Genomic DNA, 16,667 nt, shown 5'->3' on the forward strand with positions numbered 1-16,667 from the left:
AGCTTGCCCGCCCTTGGCGCTTAGCGGTGCCAGTTGCCGTTATTGTCGCCGGGATTGTGGCCGCAACCTCCCGGGGGGCAGCTATAGTGGCCGCGGTCGTTGTCATGGCCGTGGTCGTAGCCGCCGCGGCCCCTGTGTCCGTCGACGATACAGCCGGACAAGGCCAGGGCCGAAAGCGCAAGTATGAAGATCCTGATCATGAGTTTTCCCTTATAGGCAGTTAGTGATTTGCTGATTGTGTTTGGGTGCCATGGACCCGGAGGCCGCATCTTCCCCTGGCCTTATTGTCCGCTCTCGCTTTTGCCCCTGTCCACGCCTGAAATCATTTGATGCGAGCACGTACGCGGCTGTGATAATTGCCTAGCGGCTGTAACGTATGCACACGTATTGCTCGGCAGGCCTCGGCCTGGCCGTTTTATTGTTGCGGTGCGGTGGCGTAGCGGCTGCGGCGCGTATCGTGGATGATGGTGGGCCTCATGTCCTCGAGCCTGGGCGGTTCGGGGGCGGCGCCGACGTTCTTGCAGGCATATTTTGCGATGCTGTCGAGGCTGCCCCAGGAAACAATGTCCTGGCGTTGCGGCTTGCCGAAGGCGTAGTGTTTCAAGGGGCGGCCTTGGCCCGCGTCGGAGCCGTAATAGCCGACACCCAGCACCCATGCATACCGGTTGGCGCAATCGATGCGGTAGTCGGTGATGGTGGATCGATAGTGCAGTTGCGGGTCGAAGGCCGCGTCCAGCGCTTGCGGGAATTCCGTCAATACCGAGATATCCATGACGGTGGCGGCGCCATGCTCGGCGTGCAGCGAGCCGGCGTCGGCCAAGTAGCGTGTGGCCCCGGGCACGGCCAGCGGCGCCCACGAGGTCGCGCACAGCGCGCTCGCGGCGAAGCACAGTCCGGCAATCGGCAGCAATCTGGTCACGAAGGCCCTGCAGGCAAGATACGGTGGAGGCTCATTCTAGCCTCAAACCCGTATCAGTCTGTGGCTGCTTGTGCGCTCATATAGTTTGCGTAGCCTTTGGCCCGCAGTTCGCAGGCGGGGCAGGCGCCGCAGCCATAGCCCCAGGGATGGCGCTGGCGGCGTTCGCCCAGGTAGCAGGTGTGGGTGCTTTCCTTGATCAATTCCACCAGGAGCCGGCCGCCGATTTGCTCCGCCAGCCGCCAGGTCGCGGCCTTGTCCAGCCACATCAGCGGGGTTTCCACGACCAGCGGCATATCCATGCCCAGGCTGAGCGAGACCTGCAGCGATTTCAAGGTGTTGTCGCGGCAGTCCGGATAGCCCGAATAATCGGTTTCGCACATGCCGCCGACCAGCACCGACAGCCCGCGGCGGTAGGCCAGGGCCGCGGCAAAGGTGAAGAACAGCAGGTTGCGCCCAGGTACGAAGGTGTTGGGCAGGCCGTTGCGCTCGAACGCGATGCTGGCGTCACGGGTCAGTGCGGTGTCGCTGAGCCGCCCGAGCACGCCCAGGTCCAGCATGTGATCCTCGCCCAGGCGCTCGGCCCAGTCGGGGCGGCCGGCGCGCAGGGCCTCGAGCACCGTCTTGCGGCACTCGAGTTCGACGGCATGGCGCTGGCCGTAGTCGAAGCCTATGGTCTCGACCTGCGCATAGCGCTGCAGGGCCCAGGCCAGGCAGGTGGTGGAGTCCTGGCCTCCGGAAAAGAGTACGAGTGCTTTGTCGTGCATGATGATCGTGGGGTGTGTCGCGTGTGTATGTATGGATCAGGAGCCTGCCGCGGGCAGCTCGAAGCTGAACGTGGCCCCTGCGCCGGCGCCTTGCTCCAGGCGGATGTCGCTGCCGTGCAGTTGCAAAATGCGGCGCACGATCAGCAGGCCGAGGCCGCCGCCTTCGTGGTCGCCGCGGCTGAAGGCCGAAGGCCTCTTGAACAGCGTCTCGCGCAATTCCGCGGGGACGCCGGGGCCTTCGTCGCTGATCCGCACGCCTACGCTTGCCCCTTGCTTATGCAGGGCCACGCACACAGTGCCGCGGGGCGGGCTGTGGCGGATCGCATTGTCCAGCAGATTGGTCAGCACGCGCTCGATCATGCCCAGGTCGGCGGAGACTGCAGGCAGGGGACGCGGCATGTCGGCGCGCAGGCGCAACTGGCGCGCCTCGGCGGCCAGCTCGAATTTCTGGAACACGTCCTGCACCAGGTCGGCCAGCGAGAAATCTTCTTTCTCGGCCTGCACCAGGCCGGATTCCAGGCGCGCCAGTTCGAACAGTTCCTGGGCCAGGCGGCCCACCTTGCGGCTCTGGCCCAGCGCAATCTCGAGATAGCGGCGGCGTTCGGCGGCATCGAGCGTGTCGGCCTTCAGCAGCAGGGTTTCGAGATAGCCATGCAAAGAAGTCAGCGGCGTGCGCAGGTCGTGCGAAATATTCGCCACCATTTCGCGGCGATCCTGGTCCTGCCGGCTGAGTTCCGCCCATTGGTCGCTGATGCGCTGCGCCATCTGGCCGAACGCCTGGCGCAGCACCAGGATCTCGTCGCGCTCGCCGCCGTTCAGGGGCGGCGCCGGTGGCAGCACCGCGGCGGAGTCGCCGCTGTCGAAATCGCGCACCGCTGCGGTCAGCTTGCGCAAGGGCCGGGTAATGAGCTGGAAAGCGACCAGCCCGGCAATCAGGCCCAGCAGCGCCACCAGTGCGATCGACCAGATGACGGTATGCAGGGTGGAACTGGCATTCAGGTCGGCGGCCAGGGCGTCGCGATTCTCGCCCATCAGCACCACGTAGATATAGCCATGGTCGCGGCCGTCGATATACAGCGGGGCGGCGCTGAACACCTTGCGGCCGTGCAGGCTGCGCGGATCGTCGCCCAGCACCGGCAGCGGCGCGCCCGCCAGCAGTTGGCGGATGGGCGCGACATCCACGCTGTCGCGCTTCAGGTGGCCCGGGGGAGCGTCGTTGCCCATGATGCGGCCCTGCGGGTCGAGCAGATAGACCTCGACGCTGGGGTTGACCGCCATCAATTGCGAGAACAGCCGGCGCACCGCCTGCGGCCGCAAGCCTGCACTGTCCATCAATTGGCTGTTGCCGGCGATCTGGCGCGCCAGGTCCAGGGACACGCGCTGCACGATCTCTTGTTCGTGCCGGGTGCTGCCGGCGACCTGCAGCCACGCTGATGCGCCGAAGCAGGCCAGCAGCAGCACGGCGAACACCGCCGACAGGCGCTGGGTCAGCGTCAGGCGGTTCAAGGCGCTGCCCCCTGAGCCGTGGCGCCGCCGGCGGCCGGCGCCGCCGAAAATTTGTAGCCCCGTCCCCATACCGTGAGGATGCGCCGCGGGTCGGCCGGGTCGGCCTCGATCTTGTTGCGCAGCCGGTGTATGTGCGTGTTGACGGTATGCTCGTAGCCGTCATGCATATAGCCCCAGACCTGGTTCAGCAGGTCGAGCCGCGAATACACCTGGTCCGGGTGGCGTGCGAAAAAATACAGCAGGTCGAACTCGCGCGGCGTCAGGTCTATGGCGTGGCCATCCAGGCTGGCGACACGCGCCAGCGGATCGATGCGCAGGCCGTCCAGGTCCAGCATGCCGGCGTCGGCGCGCAAGTCGCGTGCCATGGCGTCGCTGCGCCGCAGCAGCGCCTTGACGCGGGCCACCAGTTCCAGCATGGAAAACGGCTTGGCGAGATAGTCGTCGGCGCCCAGCTCCAGTCCCAGTATGCGATGCACTTCGCTGGAGCGCGCGCTGGTGATGATGATGGGCGTATAGCGGGCCATGGAGCGGGCGCGCTTGCACAGTTCCAGGCCGTCCATGCCGGGCAGCATCAGGTCCAGGACCAGGGCGTCCCAGGCGCCGTTTTCCAGCAGCCGCAGGCCTTCGACGCCGTCGGCCGCGTGCGCGACCTCATAGCCTTCGTCGCCCAGGTGCAGGCAGAGCAGCTCGGCGATGTGGCGGTCGTCTTCCACCACGAGTATGTGTTTCCTGGCGTCCATGGGATTCGGGCTTGTTCGCGCTAAAAGATTACTGCGCCGTAGGGCAAGCGGGCGCTTGCATCGGCGCCGGCTCGCTGCGCTGGGTGTGTCCGGCGGGCCGTCCGCTGTCATTATGCGCAAATCCGGCGCCGTCAATTATCACAATTAATTTAACTTTACGTGAGGATTTCGGGAACTGTGGCGAGGAATAATGCTTATGTCGCCCTTGCCCGGATTTTCGTTTGCCTCTCGCTCGATGCAGCGAGGCTACCGGGAAGGTCCGGCCTATAGCGGATTCGGCGGCAATCGGACTCGAAATGCGAAGCCGCTCATTCAGCGGCACGTTCTTACGGAGAGAAGCATCATGAGGAAAATCACCATTCCATGCCTGGCGGCAGCCATTCTGGCCGTGGGCTCCATGACGGCCGCTGCCGCGGCCGACAGCATGCATAAAGACTCCATGTCGAAATCGGGCATGATGAGTCATGACATGTCCGGGGGAAGCATGTCCAAAGATTCCATGTCCAAGGGTTCGATGTCCAAGGGTTCGATGTCTAAAGACTCCATGTCCAAGAACGGCATGGGGAAGGGATCCATGCACAAGCAGTCCATGGGCAAGGGCAAGATGTCGAAGGATTCCATGGGCAAGAACGCCATGGACGGCATGGACAAGAACGGCATGAAGAAATAGGGGCTGGCAGCAAGCGGAATGACCGGGTGGGTGCGCTTGCCGCGCGTGGTGTTTCGGCCCGGCGTCGGGCCGGGTGGTTAGGCAGGCAGGTTAGGCAGGCAGGTTAGGCAGGCAGGTTAGGCAGGCAGGTTAGGCGGGCTCGGACGTCGGCCGCGTTAAAATGACGCAGCCCCGGTTCGTCGAGAGATTCCGGGGCTGTCATTTTTCCACACTAGCCTCTCCCCTCATGTCGAAATTCCTGGTCGCCGCACTCTATAAATTCGTCCGGCTCGAAGACCACGCCGCGTTGCGGGGCCCCCTGCTGGACTATTGCGAGGCCCATGGGGTCAAAGGCACTTTGCTGCTGGCCGCAGAAGGCATCAACGGCACCATAGCGGGGCCGCAGGCGGGCGTCCATGCCGTGCTCGCGCACTTGCGCGCCGATCCGCGCATGGCCGATCTGTCGCACAAGGAATCGTGGGCCGGCGAGATGCCGTTCTACCGCATGAAGGTCAAGCTCAAGCGCGAGATCGTCACCATGGGCGTGCCGGATATCCAGCCGCAGTCCATGGCGGGCACTTATGTCGGGCCGGCGGACTGGAACCGGCTCGTCGACGATCCGCAAGTCGTGGTCGTGGATGTCCGCAACGACTACGAGGTGTCGATAGGTTCGTTTGCCGGCGCCGTGAATCCGCACACCTCCAGCTTTTCCGAATTTCCCGATTGGGTACGCACCCAATCGCAGCCCGGCGGCGTGCTCAGCGGCAAATCCCGGGTGGCCATGTTCTGCACCGGCGGCATACGCTGCGAGAAATCCACCGCCTATCTGCGCACACAGGGCTTCGACGAGGTCTACCACCTGGAAGGCGGCATACTCAAGTACCTGGAAAACGTCGCCGCCGAGGACAGCCGCTGGCAGGGCGAATGCTTCGTCTTCGACGAGCGCGTGTCGGTCGTCCATGGCCTGGAGCGCGGCAGCTACGGCTTATGCCGCGCCTGCCGCCAACCCGTCAGCGAACAGGACAAATTGTCGGAATTCTATGTCGAGGGCGTAAGCTGCCCGCACTGCCACGGCCGCCACGACGATGCACGCAAGCAGCGCTTTGCCGAGCGCCAGAGGCAGGTCGATCTGGCGCGTGGCCGCGGCCGCAGGCATGTCGGCGTGCGGCTCGCTCCTGCGGCGGATGCGACGGCGGCGGGTGCGACAGTGGCGGATATGCCTGAGGCGGAACCGAGCTGACTCGCATTCGCGGCGGCGCCTCAGTGGCGCCGCAAAGGCCCTGTATCAGCGGCTCGCCCGCCAGGAGCGCGCTGCGCGCCTTATTCCATGCCCGGCGTGACGGTGGAGAAGCCCGCGTCCACGTGGGTGATTTCGCCCGTGACGCCCGCCGCCAGGTCCGACAGCAGGAAGGCGGCGACATTGCCGACGTCTTCGATGGTGACGTTGCGGCGCAGCGGGGCGTTCGCCTCGACGAATTTCAGGATCGACGAGAAATCCTTGATGCCGCTGGCCGCCAGGGTCTTGATGGGGCCGGCGGAAATCGCGTTGGCGCGTATGCCCAGCGGGCCGAGCGCGCTGGCCAGGTAGCGTACGCTGGCTTCCAGCGAGGCCTTGGCCAGGCCCATGGTGTTGTAGTTGGGAACGACTTTTTCGGCACCCAGGTAGGTCAGCGTCAGCACCGAGCTGCTGCGGCCCTTGAGCAGCGGCAGCGCGGCCTTGGCCAGCGCCGGAAAGCTATAGGCCGAGATGTCGTGGGCGACGCGGAAGGCTTCGCGCGACAGGCCGTCGAGAAAATCGCCGGCGATGGCTTCGCGGGGCGCGAAGCCTATGGAGTGCACCAGCCCGTCCAGTCCGTCCCAGCGGGATTGCAGCGCGCTCATGGCCGCATCGATCTGGGCGTCGTCGGCTACGTCGCAAGGCAGCACGATGTCGCTGCCGAATTCGGCGGCGAATTCGCCGACGCGGTCCTTGAAGCGGTCGCCCACGTAGGTGAAGGCCAATTGCGCGCCTTGTTGATGGCAGGCGCGCGCGATGCCGTAGGCGATCGAGCGGTTGGAAAGCACGCCCGTGACCAGGATGCGCTTGCCGTTCAGGAAACCCATGGTGTGATCCTCTGTGTTGTGTAGTGGTGTGGCCGTAGCGGTCCGGTCGCCAGGCGACCCGGCGCCAAGCGGATCTGCGCCAGGCGGCCTTGCGGCAGATGATACTGCGTCGAGGGGCCCTGCGACGGCCGGGCGCCGGCCTTGCGCGTCACGGGCCCGGGCTTCAGGCCCGTGCCTGTCGCGACATCAACCCCGCACGCCCGTGCCCGGCACTCGCAGTTGCTTGCCGATCGCCAGCGTACCTTTCTTCAGGTTGTTGAGCCTGCGCAATTCCTGCACGGTGGTCTTGTAGCGCCTGGCCAGCGAATACAGGGTGTCTCCGTGCCGCACGGTATGGGTGCGGACGTTGACCCTGTGGCGCCGGATGACGATGTCGTTGTGCCTGCCGTGCGTCACGCGCACCGAGGCCTCTTTTTCTTCAGGCACTTCGAGGGACGCCAACTGTATGCTGCCGCCGCCGGCATCGTTGCCGGGCTTGGATACCAGCAGCACCTGGGCCACCCTGGTGCGCGAGCCGCTTATGCCGTTGACCGCCCGCAATTGGCTTACGCTCATGCCGTGCCGCTTGGCGATCGCCACGTACGATTCGCCGCGATGGGCCTTGTAGGTTTGCCAGGAGCTCAGGCGTCCCTTGTAGGCTTCCAGGTTGGCGTTGAAGATGTCCACCCGGTTCACCGGCAGCAGCAGCGTGGGGTGATGCTCGCCCAGGATGATGGGCCGATTGAACGAGGCATTGAGCGCCTTGAAGTCGTCGACCGACATTTCGGCCAGCTTGGCGGCCACGGCTATGTCCATGTCGCGCGACTTCTGCACGGTGGTGAAATAGGGCGTGTTGCTGATTTCAGGCAGCACGATGCCGTATTTCTGGGGGTTGGCGATGATGTTCTTGATGGCCTGCAGCTTGGGCACGTAGTTGCGTGTCTCGTCGGGCATGCTTATGGAGCTGTAGTCGACGAAGTCGCCGTTGCTGGCGTTCTTGCTCATGGCCTTCTGTACCGAGCCTTCCCCCCAGTTGTACGAGGCCAGGGCCAGGTACCAGTCGCCCTGCAACTGGTACAGGTAACTGAGGTAGTCCAACGCGGCGTTGGTCGAGGCTATCGGGTCGCGGCGCTCGTCGCGCCACCAGGTTTGCTGCAGGTTGTAGTGCAGGCCGGTGCTGGGAATGAACTGCCACAGCCCCGAGGCGTGGGCGCGCGAGTAGGCGGTGGGGTTGTAGGCGCTTTCCACGAAGGGCAGCAGCGCCAGTTCGGTGGGCAGGCCGCGGCGGTTGATTTCCTGGACGACGTAGTACAAGTACTTGCTGGCGCGCTCGCTCATGCGCTCTATGGCCTCGGGGTGCGAGGCATAGTAGTCCGTCCAGTACTGGGTCAGGTCGTTGTTCAGGTTGGGAATGGCGAAGCCGCGGCGGATGCGATCCCAGATGTCCTTGGGAGGGTGGGTGAGGTCGACGGTGCGCGATGTCTCGGCGGCGGAGTAATTGTGCTTTTGCCAGGCGTACTGGTGGGTATTGTTGGCGGCACAGCCGGCAAGCGCGGCCGTGACAAGCAGAATGAATAGTCGCAGGAATTTCATCGGCGATTCATTTAAAGTGATCCTTCCATGCACGCAGGGCCGCGAAAACCGTTACAGCTGAATCCAGCCGCTCTCCGGACTGGATCCGGGCGGCCTTGGCCACGCTTTCCTGTTGAGTGCGTAAAAAAGGGTTGAAATCCCGCTCGGCGCCTATGGTCGTGGGCAGGGTGGGCAGGCCTTGCGCACGCAGGCCTTGTGCTGCTTTCCACCATTCTTGCAGAGCGTCATTACCGGGTTCGACTTGAAGTGCCCAGCGCAAATTTGCTAGAGTGTACTCGTGAGCACAACAAACAAGTGTATCCAGCGGTAAAGCCCTAAGTTTACTCACAGAATCGTACATTTGGGCGGGCGTGCCTTCAAATAATCGCCCGCAACCCCCGGAAAATAGCGTATCGCCGCAGAAAACCAAGGGTTTACCCTGGTTCATGCGCCCAAAATAGGCGATGTGGCCCGCAGTGTGGCCGGGAATATCCAGTACTTCCAGGCGTAAATCCAGGTTTTCCAGGAAAATAGCGTCACCTTGTTCCAATCTGTGGTCGCAGACCGGCAGTTGTTCCCGGGCCGGGCCATAGACCGTGGCGCCGCTGCGAGCCTGCAATTCCCGGGCACCGCCCACATGGTCGCCATGGTGGTGGGTCAGTAGTATGGCGTCCAGCGCCAGGCCGTAGCGGTCGAGCAGCCCTTGCACCGGGGCGGCCTCGCCGGGGTCGACCACGATGGCGTGGCTGTCGCTGTAGGCCATCCATATATAGTTGTCGGATAGTGCAGGTACGGGAACCAGTTGTATCCGGTCCGAGGCGGGGTCGGGTATCGTATGTGCCATAGTCAGGGAGACGCGGGTCTTTGGATCAGTCCATTATTGTAGAACTGGCCGAGTGGCTGAAATCTCCGGCGGGCTTGTACGTGCAGGCCTGGGAGCAGCGCCAGGTCGATGGCATGGTCGCCAACGTGTTCGGCTACCATGCGGTACAGGTCGGCCTGCCCGAATGGGACACGCTGCAGTCGAACCGCGTGCCCTACAAGACCTATACCCACGTGCTGCAGGACGCTGCCTTGGCGGCACGCCCCATGGCCCTGGTGGCCGATCCCGAAAACCTGCCCTTCGAGACCCAGAGCCTCGACCTGCTGGTGCTGCCGCACGTGCTGGAATGTTCCAGCAACCCGCACCAGATCCTGCGCGAGGCCGAAAGAGTGCTGATGCCTGAAGGCCGCGTCGTGATATCCGGCTTCAATCCATGGAGCCTGTGGGGGGCGCGCGAACGCGTGCCGGGGCTGGAGCCCCTGATGCCCGTCGCCACCCACCTGCAGGTGTCGCTGCCGCGCCTGAAAGACTGGTTCAAATTGCTGGCCTTCGAGGTCGATCGCGGCCGTTTCGGCTGTTACGCCCCGCCTTGCCAGACCGACAAGTGGCTCAGGCGCTGGTCGTTCATGGAGGCGGCCGGCGACCGCTGGTGGCCGGTATGCGGCGCGGCGTATGTCGTTTCTGCGGTCAAGCGGGTGGCGGCCGTGCGGCTGGTGGGCCCGGCCTGGAAGCAGAAGAAAAAGCGCGTGCGCCGCGGGGCCGTGGTGACCAGCCGCCATTCGGATTGCTGAGCGGTGCGGGCGCGTTCCGCGCGCGCCGCGTATCTTCCATACATATATAGCCGCGCATTTTCCATACATTTACATTTGCGAAGGCGCGTCGTCGCGCATATTTGTATCCTCGTCTTGCCCCTTCCTCTTTTGTCCGTGATCTCGGGATCATTGCGTTTTTGGCGGAGCAGGGCCGTGCCGTTCGCCGGGCCGGCGGCCTTGCGGTATAGTCCCAGCCCTGAATGCGCCCGATCTGGCGATGCGGGCGGCCGGCGGCCGCTGCAATATGCGCAATGCACACAATGACGAATAATGACAAATGAAGCACAAGTAGATATCTGGACCGATGGCGCCTGCAAGGGCAATCCGGGGCCCGGCGGCTGGGGCGCGCTGCTGCGCCAGGGCGCGCACGAGAAGACCTTGTTCGGGGGCGAGCCCCAGACCACCAACAACCGCATGGAACTGCTGGCGGTGATCCAGGCGCTCAAGGCCTTGAAACGTCGTTGCACCGTCGTGGTGCACACCGATTCGCAATACGTGCAGAAGGGCATGACCGAATGGCTGCCCGGCTGGAAGCGGCGCGGCTGGCTCACCGCCGACAAGAAGCCGGTGAAGAACGCTGACCTGTGGCAGGAACTGGATGCCCTGGTGCGAGAGCACGAGCTGAGCTGGCGCTGGGTGCGCGGCCACGCCGGCGACCCGGGCAACGAGCGCGCCGACCAGTTGGCCAACCAGGGCGTGGCGCAGGTCGGCGCACAGCGACGGTAAAATTACCAAATCGTTGCCGTCCGCCGTAGATGTGCTGCCGCGGCCTCGTACGCTTGCGGCCTCCGTGCCTGCATAGTCCTGGGGTTCCCGTGGCGCCACGCCACCAGGCATCCCCGCCGGACGCCGCATTTGGAATATTTGCTGAGGATTCACCCCATGCGCCAGATAGTCCTGGATACAGAAACCACCGGCCTGGAGCCCGCGCAGGGCCACAGGGTGATCGAAATCGCCTGCGTGGAGATGATCAACCGCAGCCTTACGGGCAACCATCTGCACCTGTACATCAATCCCGATCGCGACAGCGACCCCGAGGCGCTGCAGATCCACGGCCTGACCACCGAATTTTTGTCGGGCCATCCGCGCTTCGCGGAGGTCGCCGGCCAGATCGCCGAGTACGTCAAGGGCGCCGAAATCATCATCCACAACGCGCCCTTCGACCGCAAATTCCTCAACGCCGAATTCGCGAGGCTGAAGGGGCCTTCGTTCGACGATATGTGCGACAGCATTACCGATTCGCTGCTCTACGCGCGCGAACTGCATCCGGGCAAGCGCAACTCCCTGGACGCCCTGTGCGAGCGCTACGGCATTTCCAATGCCCACCGTACCTTGCACGGCGCTTTGCTCGACTCGGAACTGCTGGCCGAGGTCTGGCTGGCCATGACCCGCGGCCAGGATGCGCTGCTGATGGATTTCGAGCCGACCGGCAGCACTCCCGGCGTGCAGGGTGCGCGTATCGAGAAATTCGACGCCTCGAACCTTCCCGTGATCGGCGCCAGCGCCGAAGAACTGGCCGAGCACGAGGCCTACCTCGACTCCTTGGACAAGGCCGCCGGCAAACCCTGCGTCTGGCGTGCCGATACCGCGGCCTGACGGGAGGCACTCGCCGACAAGCAGGACGTGCCGGGCCGGGAAAAGGCCTCGCGGGAGACACTAAAAAACCCGCAAGGCCAATAACCATGCGGGTCTGATATGGCTCTTCCTCATGAACGGGGGACAAGCGGTATTCATTAAACTTGTTTTTGCGAAGAACGAGCTTAATGGAGCGAATACCGATGTCCCCAGTAGATTCTATCTTAGGAATCCGAGATGTATTCATAGAACGCGTGCAGCGTGGCCGAGAGATCCATGTCTGGGCCCGGCCGGCCAAGCGCCTGGCATGCATACATTGCCAGCGAGAGGCGGTACGAATTAAGGCGACGCACCAGCGTACGCTCAAGCACACCCGCCAAGGCAACCAGCTGATGGTGCTGCACTTGGCCGTGCCCAAGTATCACTGCACCGATTGCAATCGCTATTTCCGCCATCGCTTTGCGGGCATCCGCCCACGGCGCCGTGCCACCGAGGCGTATCGCCTGGAGGTTTTCGAGGCCCACGACGGGGGCGTCAGCCAGCGTCAACTGTCGCACACGCACCGCATCGGCAGCGCCACGGTCGAGCGCTGGTACCAGTCCTTTATCCGGCAACGGGTCTCAGAGCTGTCGGGCCGAAGTTGTCCTCAGGTGCTGGGCATCGATGAGCATTTCTTTAGCCATAAGAAGGGCTATGCCACCACGCTGGTCGATTTGAGGCACCACAAGGTGTTCGATGTGGTGCTGGGCCGCTCTGCGGCAAGCCTACACGGCTATTTGAAGCGTTTACCGGGCCGCGAGCACGTGCGCGTGATTGTGATGGACTTGTCCGAGACCTATCGACGCATTGCCCAGCAGTACTTTCCCAACGCCATGATTGTGGCGGATCGCTTTCATGTCGTCCGACTGGTGAACCAGCATTTTCTGAGGCTCTGGCAGCAGCACGATCCCGAGGGGCGCAAGAACCGGGGCTTGTTGAGCCTGATGCGTCGCCATCACTGGCATCTGTCCTCCGTGCAAAAGGAACGATTGCACCAGTACCTGGCCCAATCGCCCGTGCTGCGGGCGCTGTACTTTGCCAAACAGCAACTGAACGGGTTTCTGGTCATGAAGAGCCTGAAGGCCAAGCGGGCCAAGCAGATGCTGCCCCAGTTCCTGGCCCTGATCCGTCAATTTGAACAAAGCCCGGCCAAGGCGCTGGCCGCTACGCTACTATCGTGGCTCGAGCCCATCGTGCGCATGTGGCGCTTCACCAAGTCCAATGGGATCACCGAAGGCTTCCACACGAAGATGGAAATGCTCTCGCGCCGGGCGTATGGCTTCAGGAATTTTGAGAATTACCGCATGCGGGTCTTGGCCCAGTGCGGTTGGAACGGGGTGATTAACCGAGTGTAATGAATGCCCTGATCCCCCGTTTATGGGGTAGAGCCCGAATTTCAGAAGACAAAAACGCCAGCCCCGAAAGGCTGGCGTAAGTGCTTGATTCGATTGGTGCCGATTAAAGGAGTCGAACCCTTGACCTTCGCATTACAAGTGCGCTGCTCTACCAACTGAGCTAAACCGGCGAAGGCCTAATTCTACAGGGTTTTTGGGGCGGTGCCGCAGCGGCGGCGAGGGTTTCGGCGGCCGGGCAGAAATGGCCGGACAGAGGTGGTTACCGCAGTACGTTGGTGTCGCCTTCTGGTGCGGCGGTGCCGGGCAGGGCGCCGGCGCCAGGCGGCGGGAGACGCGCTATTTGACGATGGTCAGGCGCGGGCGCTTGGGGTCGTCGTCGGGGCCGCCGTCGGGCTTGCCCTCGGCAGCGGGAGTGGCGGCGGGCTGGGGCTTGCCGCTATCGCCAGGCTCGGCCGCGGCGTGGGGCTGCGAGGGTTCGACCTCGAAGCCCATGCCGGCGCCGGTTTCGCGGGCGTAGATGGCGGACACTGCCGAAACGGGAACGAATATCTGTTCGGTCACCCCGCTGAAGCGGGCCTGGAATTCGATGAATTCATTGCCCATGCTCAAGCGGTTGGTGGCCAGCGTGCCGATGTTCAGCGTGATCTGGCCGTCATGGATGTGCGCGCGGGGCACGATGGTGTTGGCATCCACGGTCACGACGATGTGAGGCGTGTAGCCGTTGTCGGTGCACCATTCGTGCAGCGCGCGGATCAGGTAGGGCTTGGTGGAAGTCTCGGACATGGGGACGTTCAGCGGCGCATCACCTTTTCGGAAGGCGTGAGCGCCTCGATGTAGGCCGGGCGCGAGAAAATGCGTTCGGCGTATTTCTGGATGGGGGCGGCGTTCTTGGGCAGCTCGATGCCGTAGTGGTCCAGGCGCCACAGCAGCGGCGCCACGGCCACGTCCAGCATGGAGAATTCTTCGCCCAGCATGTATTTGTTCTTGATCAGCATGGGGGCGAGTTGCGCCAGGCGATCGCGGATGCTGTGGCGGGCGTCGTCCAGCGCCTTGTTGTCGGTTTCGCCGCGGTTTTCCAGCACGGAAACATGCACGAACAGCTCTTTCTCGAAGTTGTAGAGAAACAGCCGGGTGCGCGCGCGCATGACGGGATCGGCCGGCATGAGCTGCGGGTGCGGGAAGCGCTCGTCGATGTATTCGTTGATGATGCTGGATTCGTATAGCACCAGGTCGCGCTCGACCAGGATGGGTACCTGGCCGTAGGGGTTCATGACCGCGATATCTTCGGGCTTGTTGTAGAGGTCGATGTCCCGGATCTCGAAATCCATGCCTTTTTCGAACAGCACGAAGCGGCAGCGTTGGGAGAAGGGGCAGGTCGTTCCTGAATAGAGCACCATCATATCGTGGGTTCCGTCGTAAAAAGGAAACAAAGGCGCGCGGATATGGGCGGCCTACAAAAGGGAAATAGGCGTATTCATTACTTATACGCCTATTTTCTTGACCGGCAGCTTAAGCGATCAGCCGGCTGCCGGGGTGTTGCAGCGGCTACTTGACTTTCTTCCAGTAGGCCGCGTTCAGCCTCCAGGCCACCAGCAGGAACAGGGCCAGGAACAGCATCACCCAGACGCCCAGGCGCTTGCGGAACAACTGGGCCGGCTCGGCCATCCAGCCGAGGAAGTTGCTCAGGTCGGCTACGTCGTTGTCGTAGGCCGCGGACTGGGCGGGGTCGACCGGGGTGAATATGTCTTTGCTGATTTCCGGGCCGTTATAGTTCTGCAGGGCTTCGGTCTTGACCGTGGAATAGCCTTGCGGATCGAACGTGGTGGTGGTCTGCACCCATTCTTCCTTGCCGTCCTTGCCTTCTTTGGGGGCGATGGCGGTGCGGGTCAGCGTGCGCTGGCCTTGCAGTTGCCACAGCACGTTGGGCATGGCGACGTTCGGGAACACCAGGTTGTCCCAGCCGGTGTGCTTGGTGGTGTCGCGATAGAAGGTGCGCAGGTAGGTGTAGATGTAGTCCACGCCGGAAGGCCCGAAGTTCTCGGACTTGGCGCGAGCCATTACCGACAGGTCAGGGGGCGCCGAGCCGAACCATTTCTTGCCGTCCGCGGGCGTCATGGCCACGTGCATCAGGTCGCCGACCTTGGTGCTGGTGAACAGCAGGTTCTTCTTGATTTCGTCGTCGGTCAGCCCGAGGTCGGCCAGGCGGTTGTAGCGCATGGCGTTGGCGCTGTGGCAGCTCAGGCAGTAGTTGACGAACAGCTTGGCGCCGTGTTGCAGCGAAGCCAAGTCGTTGATGCGATTGGGCGCGGTGTCCAGCGGATATCCGCCCTCGGCCGAACATACGGACGTGAAGGCAAGAGATATGGCGATGGCGCCAAGCAGCTTTTTAATCATGATCGTTCCGTACAGTATAGGGCCTAGTGGGCGTGAAACACGACGCGTTCGGGAACCGGCTTGAACGTGCCGAGGCGGCTCCAGACGGGCATCAGCAGGAAGAAGCCCAGGTAGATCACGGTTCCGATCTGGCTGATGATGTTGTACGTCGGGTTGGGCGGCTTGGTGCCGATGAAACCCAGGACCAGGAATGTCAGGATGAAAAGCGCATACAGGAATTTATGCCAGGTGGGGCGGTAGCGTATCGACTTGACCGGCGAGCGGTCGAGCCAGGGCAGGAAGAACAGGATCACGACCGAGCCGCCCATGTCGACCACGCCCCAGAACTTGGCGTCGAGGGTCTTCATGAGTATGGCGATGACGATCAGGATGACCGGCACCAGGATGCGCCAGAAGCCGCGCAGGCCGCCCTTGATGAAGAGCGCGATGGCGGCGATGATGGCGCCCGCCGACAGCACCCAGGTGAAGTCGCTGGTGGTGGCGCGCAGCATCGAGTAGAACGGCGTGAAGTACCAGACCGGGGCGATGTGCGGCGGCGTCTTCAGCGAATCGGCCGGGATGAAGTTGTTGCTTTCCAGGAAGTAGCCGCCCATTTCGGGGCCGAAGAAGATGATGGCCGCGAACACCAGCAGGAAGCCCGCCACGCCCATGATGTCGTGGACGGTGTAGTAGGGGTGGAACGGAATGCCGTCCAGCGGATGGCCGTTGCTGTCCTTGGGGCCTTGCTTGATTTCGACGCCGTCGGGGTTGTTCGAGCCGACTTCGTGCAGCGCCACGATGTGCGCCACGACCAGGCCCAGCAGCACCAGCGGGATGGCGATGACGTGGAAGGCGAAGAAGCGGTTCAGGGTGGCGTCGGACACGACGTAGTCGCCGCGGATCCAGATCGACAGTTCAGGCCCGATGTAGGGGATGGCCGAGAACAGGTTGACGATCACCTGGGCGCCCCAGTAGGACATCTGGCCCCAGGGAAGCAGGTAGCCGAAGAAGGCTTCGCCCATCAGGCACAGGAAGATGGCCACGCCGAAGACCCACACGAGTTCGCGCGGCTTGCGGTACGAGCCGTAGAACAGCCCGCGCAGCATGTGCAGGTAGACCACCACGAAGAACATCGAGGCGCCGGTGGAGTGCATGTAGCGGATCAGCCAGCCCCACGGCACTTCGCGCATGATGTACTCGACCGACAGGAAGGCCAGCTTGGCGTCGGGCTTGTAGTTCATGACCAGGAAGATGCCGGTCACGATCTGGATCACCAGCACCAGCAGCGCCAGTGAGCCGAAGAAATACCAGAAATTGAAGTTCTTGGGTGCGTAGTATTCGGACAGGTGCGCCTTGTAGGTGGATGTCAGCGGGAAACGCCTGTCTATCCAGCCCAAAAGCCCAGTGGTCTCGACGGTTTTTTCGCCAGCCATGAAACGGCTCCTTGATTATCTTTTG

The 16,667-nt window shown here is 63.1% G+C and carries 18 protein-coding genes and 1 tRNA gene; 6 read left to right on the forward strand and 13 right to left on the reverse strand.

What is annotated here, in order from left to right; genetic code table 11:
• Positions 1-20: 20 nt before the first annotated feature.
• From KVP10_RS11110 to KVP10_RS11130, 5 genes are all read right to left on the reverse strand, one after another.
• Positions 21-200 (reverse strand): hypothetical protein, encoded by a 180-nt coding sequence (locus tag KVP10_RS11110; protein ID WP_217964663.1) that lies wholly within the window; start codon positions 198-200, stop codon positions 21-23.
• Between the two features lie 215 nt (positions 201-415).
• Positions 416-919, reverse strand: a complete 504-nt coding sequence (locus KVP10_RS11115) for a surface-adhesin E family protein (RefSeq protein ID WP_217964664.1) — start codon at positions 917-919, stop codon at positions 416-418.
• Positions 920-972: 53 nt separating this feature from the next.
• Entirely contained in the window at positions 973-1,683 is a 711-nt protein-coding gene (gene queC / locus KVP10_RS11120) for a 7-cyano-7-deazaguanine synthase QueC (protein ID WP_217964665.1), read from the reverse strand.
• 36 nt (positions 1,684-1,719) lie between these two features.
• A complete protein-coding gene (locus tag KVP10_RS11125; RefSeq protein ID WP_217964666.1) occupies positions 1,720-3,189 on the reverse strand; it encodes a sensor histidine kinase in 1,470 nt (489 codons plus the stop codon).
• Positions 3,186-3,929 carry a response regulator transcription factor gene (locus KVP10_RS11130; protein WP_217964667.1) on the reverse strand — a complete coding sequence of 248 codons (744 nt, stop codon included), beginning with the start codon at positions 3,927-3,929 and terminating at the stop codon, positions 3,186-3,188. The genes KVP10_RS11125 and KVP10_RS11130 overlap by 4 nt, the downstream gene beginning before the upstream one ends.
• 343 nt (positions 3,930-4,272) lie before the next feature.
• Between KVP10_RS11130 and KVP10_RS11135 the strand changes: the two genes are divergently transcribed.
• Positions 4,273-4,599: a pentapeptide MXKDX repeat protein gene (locus KVP10_RS11135; RefSeq protein WP_217964668.1), complete on the forward strand. Its 327-nt coding sequence runs from the start codon at positions 4,273-4,275 to the stop codon at positions 4,597-4,599.
• A gap of 226 nt (positions 4,600-4,825) precedes the next feature.
• Positions 4,826-5,818, forward strand: coding sequence for an oxygen-dependent tRNA uridine(34) hydroxylase TrhO (gene trhO, locus KVP10_RS11140; RefSeq protein WP_217964669.1), 993 nt, complete (start codon positions 4,826-4,828; stop codon positions 5,816-5,818).
• 80 nt (positions 5,819-5,898) lie between these two features.
• On the opposite strand, the gene fabI is transcribed toward trhO, so the two are convergent.
• The 3 genes from fabI to gloB all read right to left on the reverse strand — a co-directional run bounded on the left by fabI (position 5,899) and on the right by gloB (position 9,076).
• Entirely contained in the window at positions 5,899-6,681 is a 783-nt protein-coding gene (gene fabI, locus KVP10_RS11145) for an enoyl-ACP reductase FabI (RefSeq protein ID WP_217964670.1), read from the reverse strand.
• A gap of 186 nt (positions 6,682-6,867) precedes the next feature.
• Positions 6,868-8,253 (reverse strand): transglycosylase SLT domain-containing protein, encoded by a 1,386-nt coding sequence (locus KVP10_RS11150; RefSeq protein ID WP_217964671.1) that lies wholly within the window; start codon positions 8,251-8,253, stop codon positions 6,868-6,870.
• A gap of 7 nt (positions 8,254-8,260) precedes the next feature.
• On the reverse strand, positions 8,261-9,076 hold the full coding sequence (gene gloB, locus KVP10_RS11155; protein WP_217964672.1) for a hydroxyacylglutathione hydrolase: 816 nt from the start codon (positions 9,074-9,076) through the stop codon (positions 8,261-8,263).
• 20 nt (positions 9,077-9,096) lie between these two features.
• Between gloB and KVP10_RS11160 the strand changes: the two genes are divergently transcribed.
• The 4 genes from KVP10_RS11160 to KVP10_RS11175 all read left to right on the forward strand — a co-directional run bounded on the left by KVP10_RS11160 (position 9,097) and on the right by KVP10_RS11175 (position 12,836).
• On the forward strand, positions 9,097-9,846 hold the full coding sequence (locus KVP10_RS11160; RefSeq protein ID WP_246600586.1) for a class I SAM-dependent methyltransferase: 750 nt from the start codon (positions 9,097-9,099) through the stop codon (positions 9,844-9,846).
• A 291-nt stretch (positions 9,847-10,137) separates the two neighbouring features.
• Positions 10,138-10,593, forward strand: coding sequence for a ribonuclease HI (gene rnhA / locus KVP10_RS11165; protein WP_217964673.1), 456 nt, complete (start codon positions 10,138-10,140; stop codon positions 10,591-10,593).
• 156 nt (positions 10,594-10,749) lie between these two features.
• The gene (gene dnaQ / locus KVP10_RS11170) at positions 10,750-11,463 is read left to right on the forward strand and encodes a DNA polymerase III subunit epsilon (protein ID WP_217964674.1); all 714 of its coding nucleotides are present in this window, start codon (positions 10,750-10,752) and stop codon (positions 11,461-11,463) included.
• 182 nt (positions 11,464-11,645) lie between these two features.
• A complete protein-coding gene (locus KVP10_RS11175; protein ID WP_217964675.1) occupies positions 11,646-12,836 on the forward strand; it encodes an ISL3 family transposase in 1,191 nt (396 codons plus the stop codon).
• A gap of 94 nt (positions 12,837-12,930) precedes the next feature.
• Here the strand turns inward: KVP10_RS11175 and KVP10_RS11180 are convergent.
• From KVP10_RS11180 to KVP10_RS11200, 5 genes are all read right to left on the reverse strand, one after another.
• Positions 12,931-13,006 (reverse strand) — tRNA-Thr (locus tag KVP10_RS11180).
• Positions 13,007-13,172: 166 nt separating this feature from the next.
• The gene (locus KVP10_RS11185; RefSeq protein ID WP_217964676.1) at positions 13,173-13,619 is read right to left on the reverse strand and encodes a ClpXP protease specificity-enhancing factor; all 447 of its coding nucleotides are present in this window, start codon (positions 13,617-13,619) and stop codon (positions 13,173-13,175) included.
• A gap of 8 nt (positions 13,620-13,627) precedes the next feature.
• On the reverse strand, positions 13,628-14,236 hold the full coding sequence (locus tag KVP10_RS11190; protein WP_217964677.1) for a glutathione S-transferase N-terminal domain-containing protein: 609 nt from the start codon (positions 14,234-14,236) through the stop codon (positions 13,628-13,630).
• A 145-nt stretch (positions 14,237-14,381) separates the two neighbouring features.
• Positions 14,382-15,230 (reverse strand): cytochrome c1, encoded by an 849-nt coding sequence (locus KVP10_RS11195; protein WP_217964678.1) that lies wholly within the window; start codon positions 15,228-15,230, stop codon positions 14,382-14,384.
• A gap of 23 nt (positions 15,231-15,253) precedes the next feature.
• Positions 15,254-16,642, reverse strand: a complete 1,389-nt coding sequence (locus KVP10_RS11200; RefSeq protein WP_217964679.1) for a cytochrome b — start codon at positions 16,640-16,642, stop codon at positions 15,254-15,256.
• Positions 16,643-16,667: the final 25 nt, after the last annotated feature.

The sequence above is a fragment of the Candidimonas humi genome (assembly GCF_019166065.1).
Classification (GTDB): domain Bacteria; phylum Pseudomonadota; class Gammaproteobacteria; order Burkholderiales; family Burkholderiaceae_B; genus Candidimonas; species Candidimonas humi.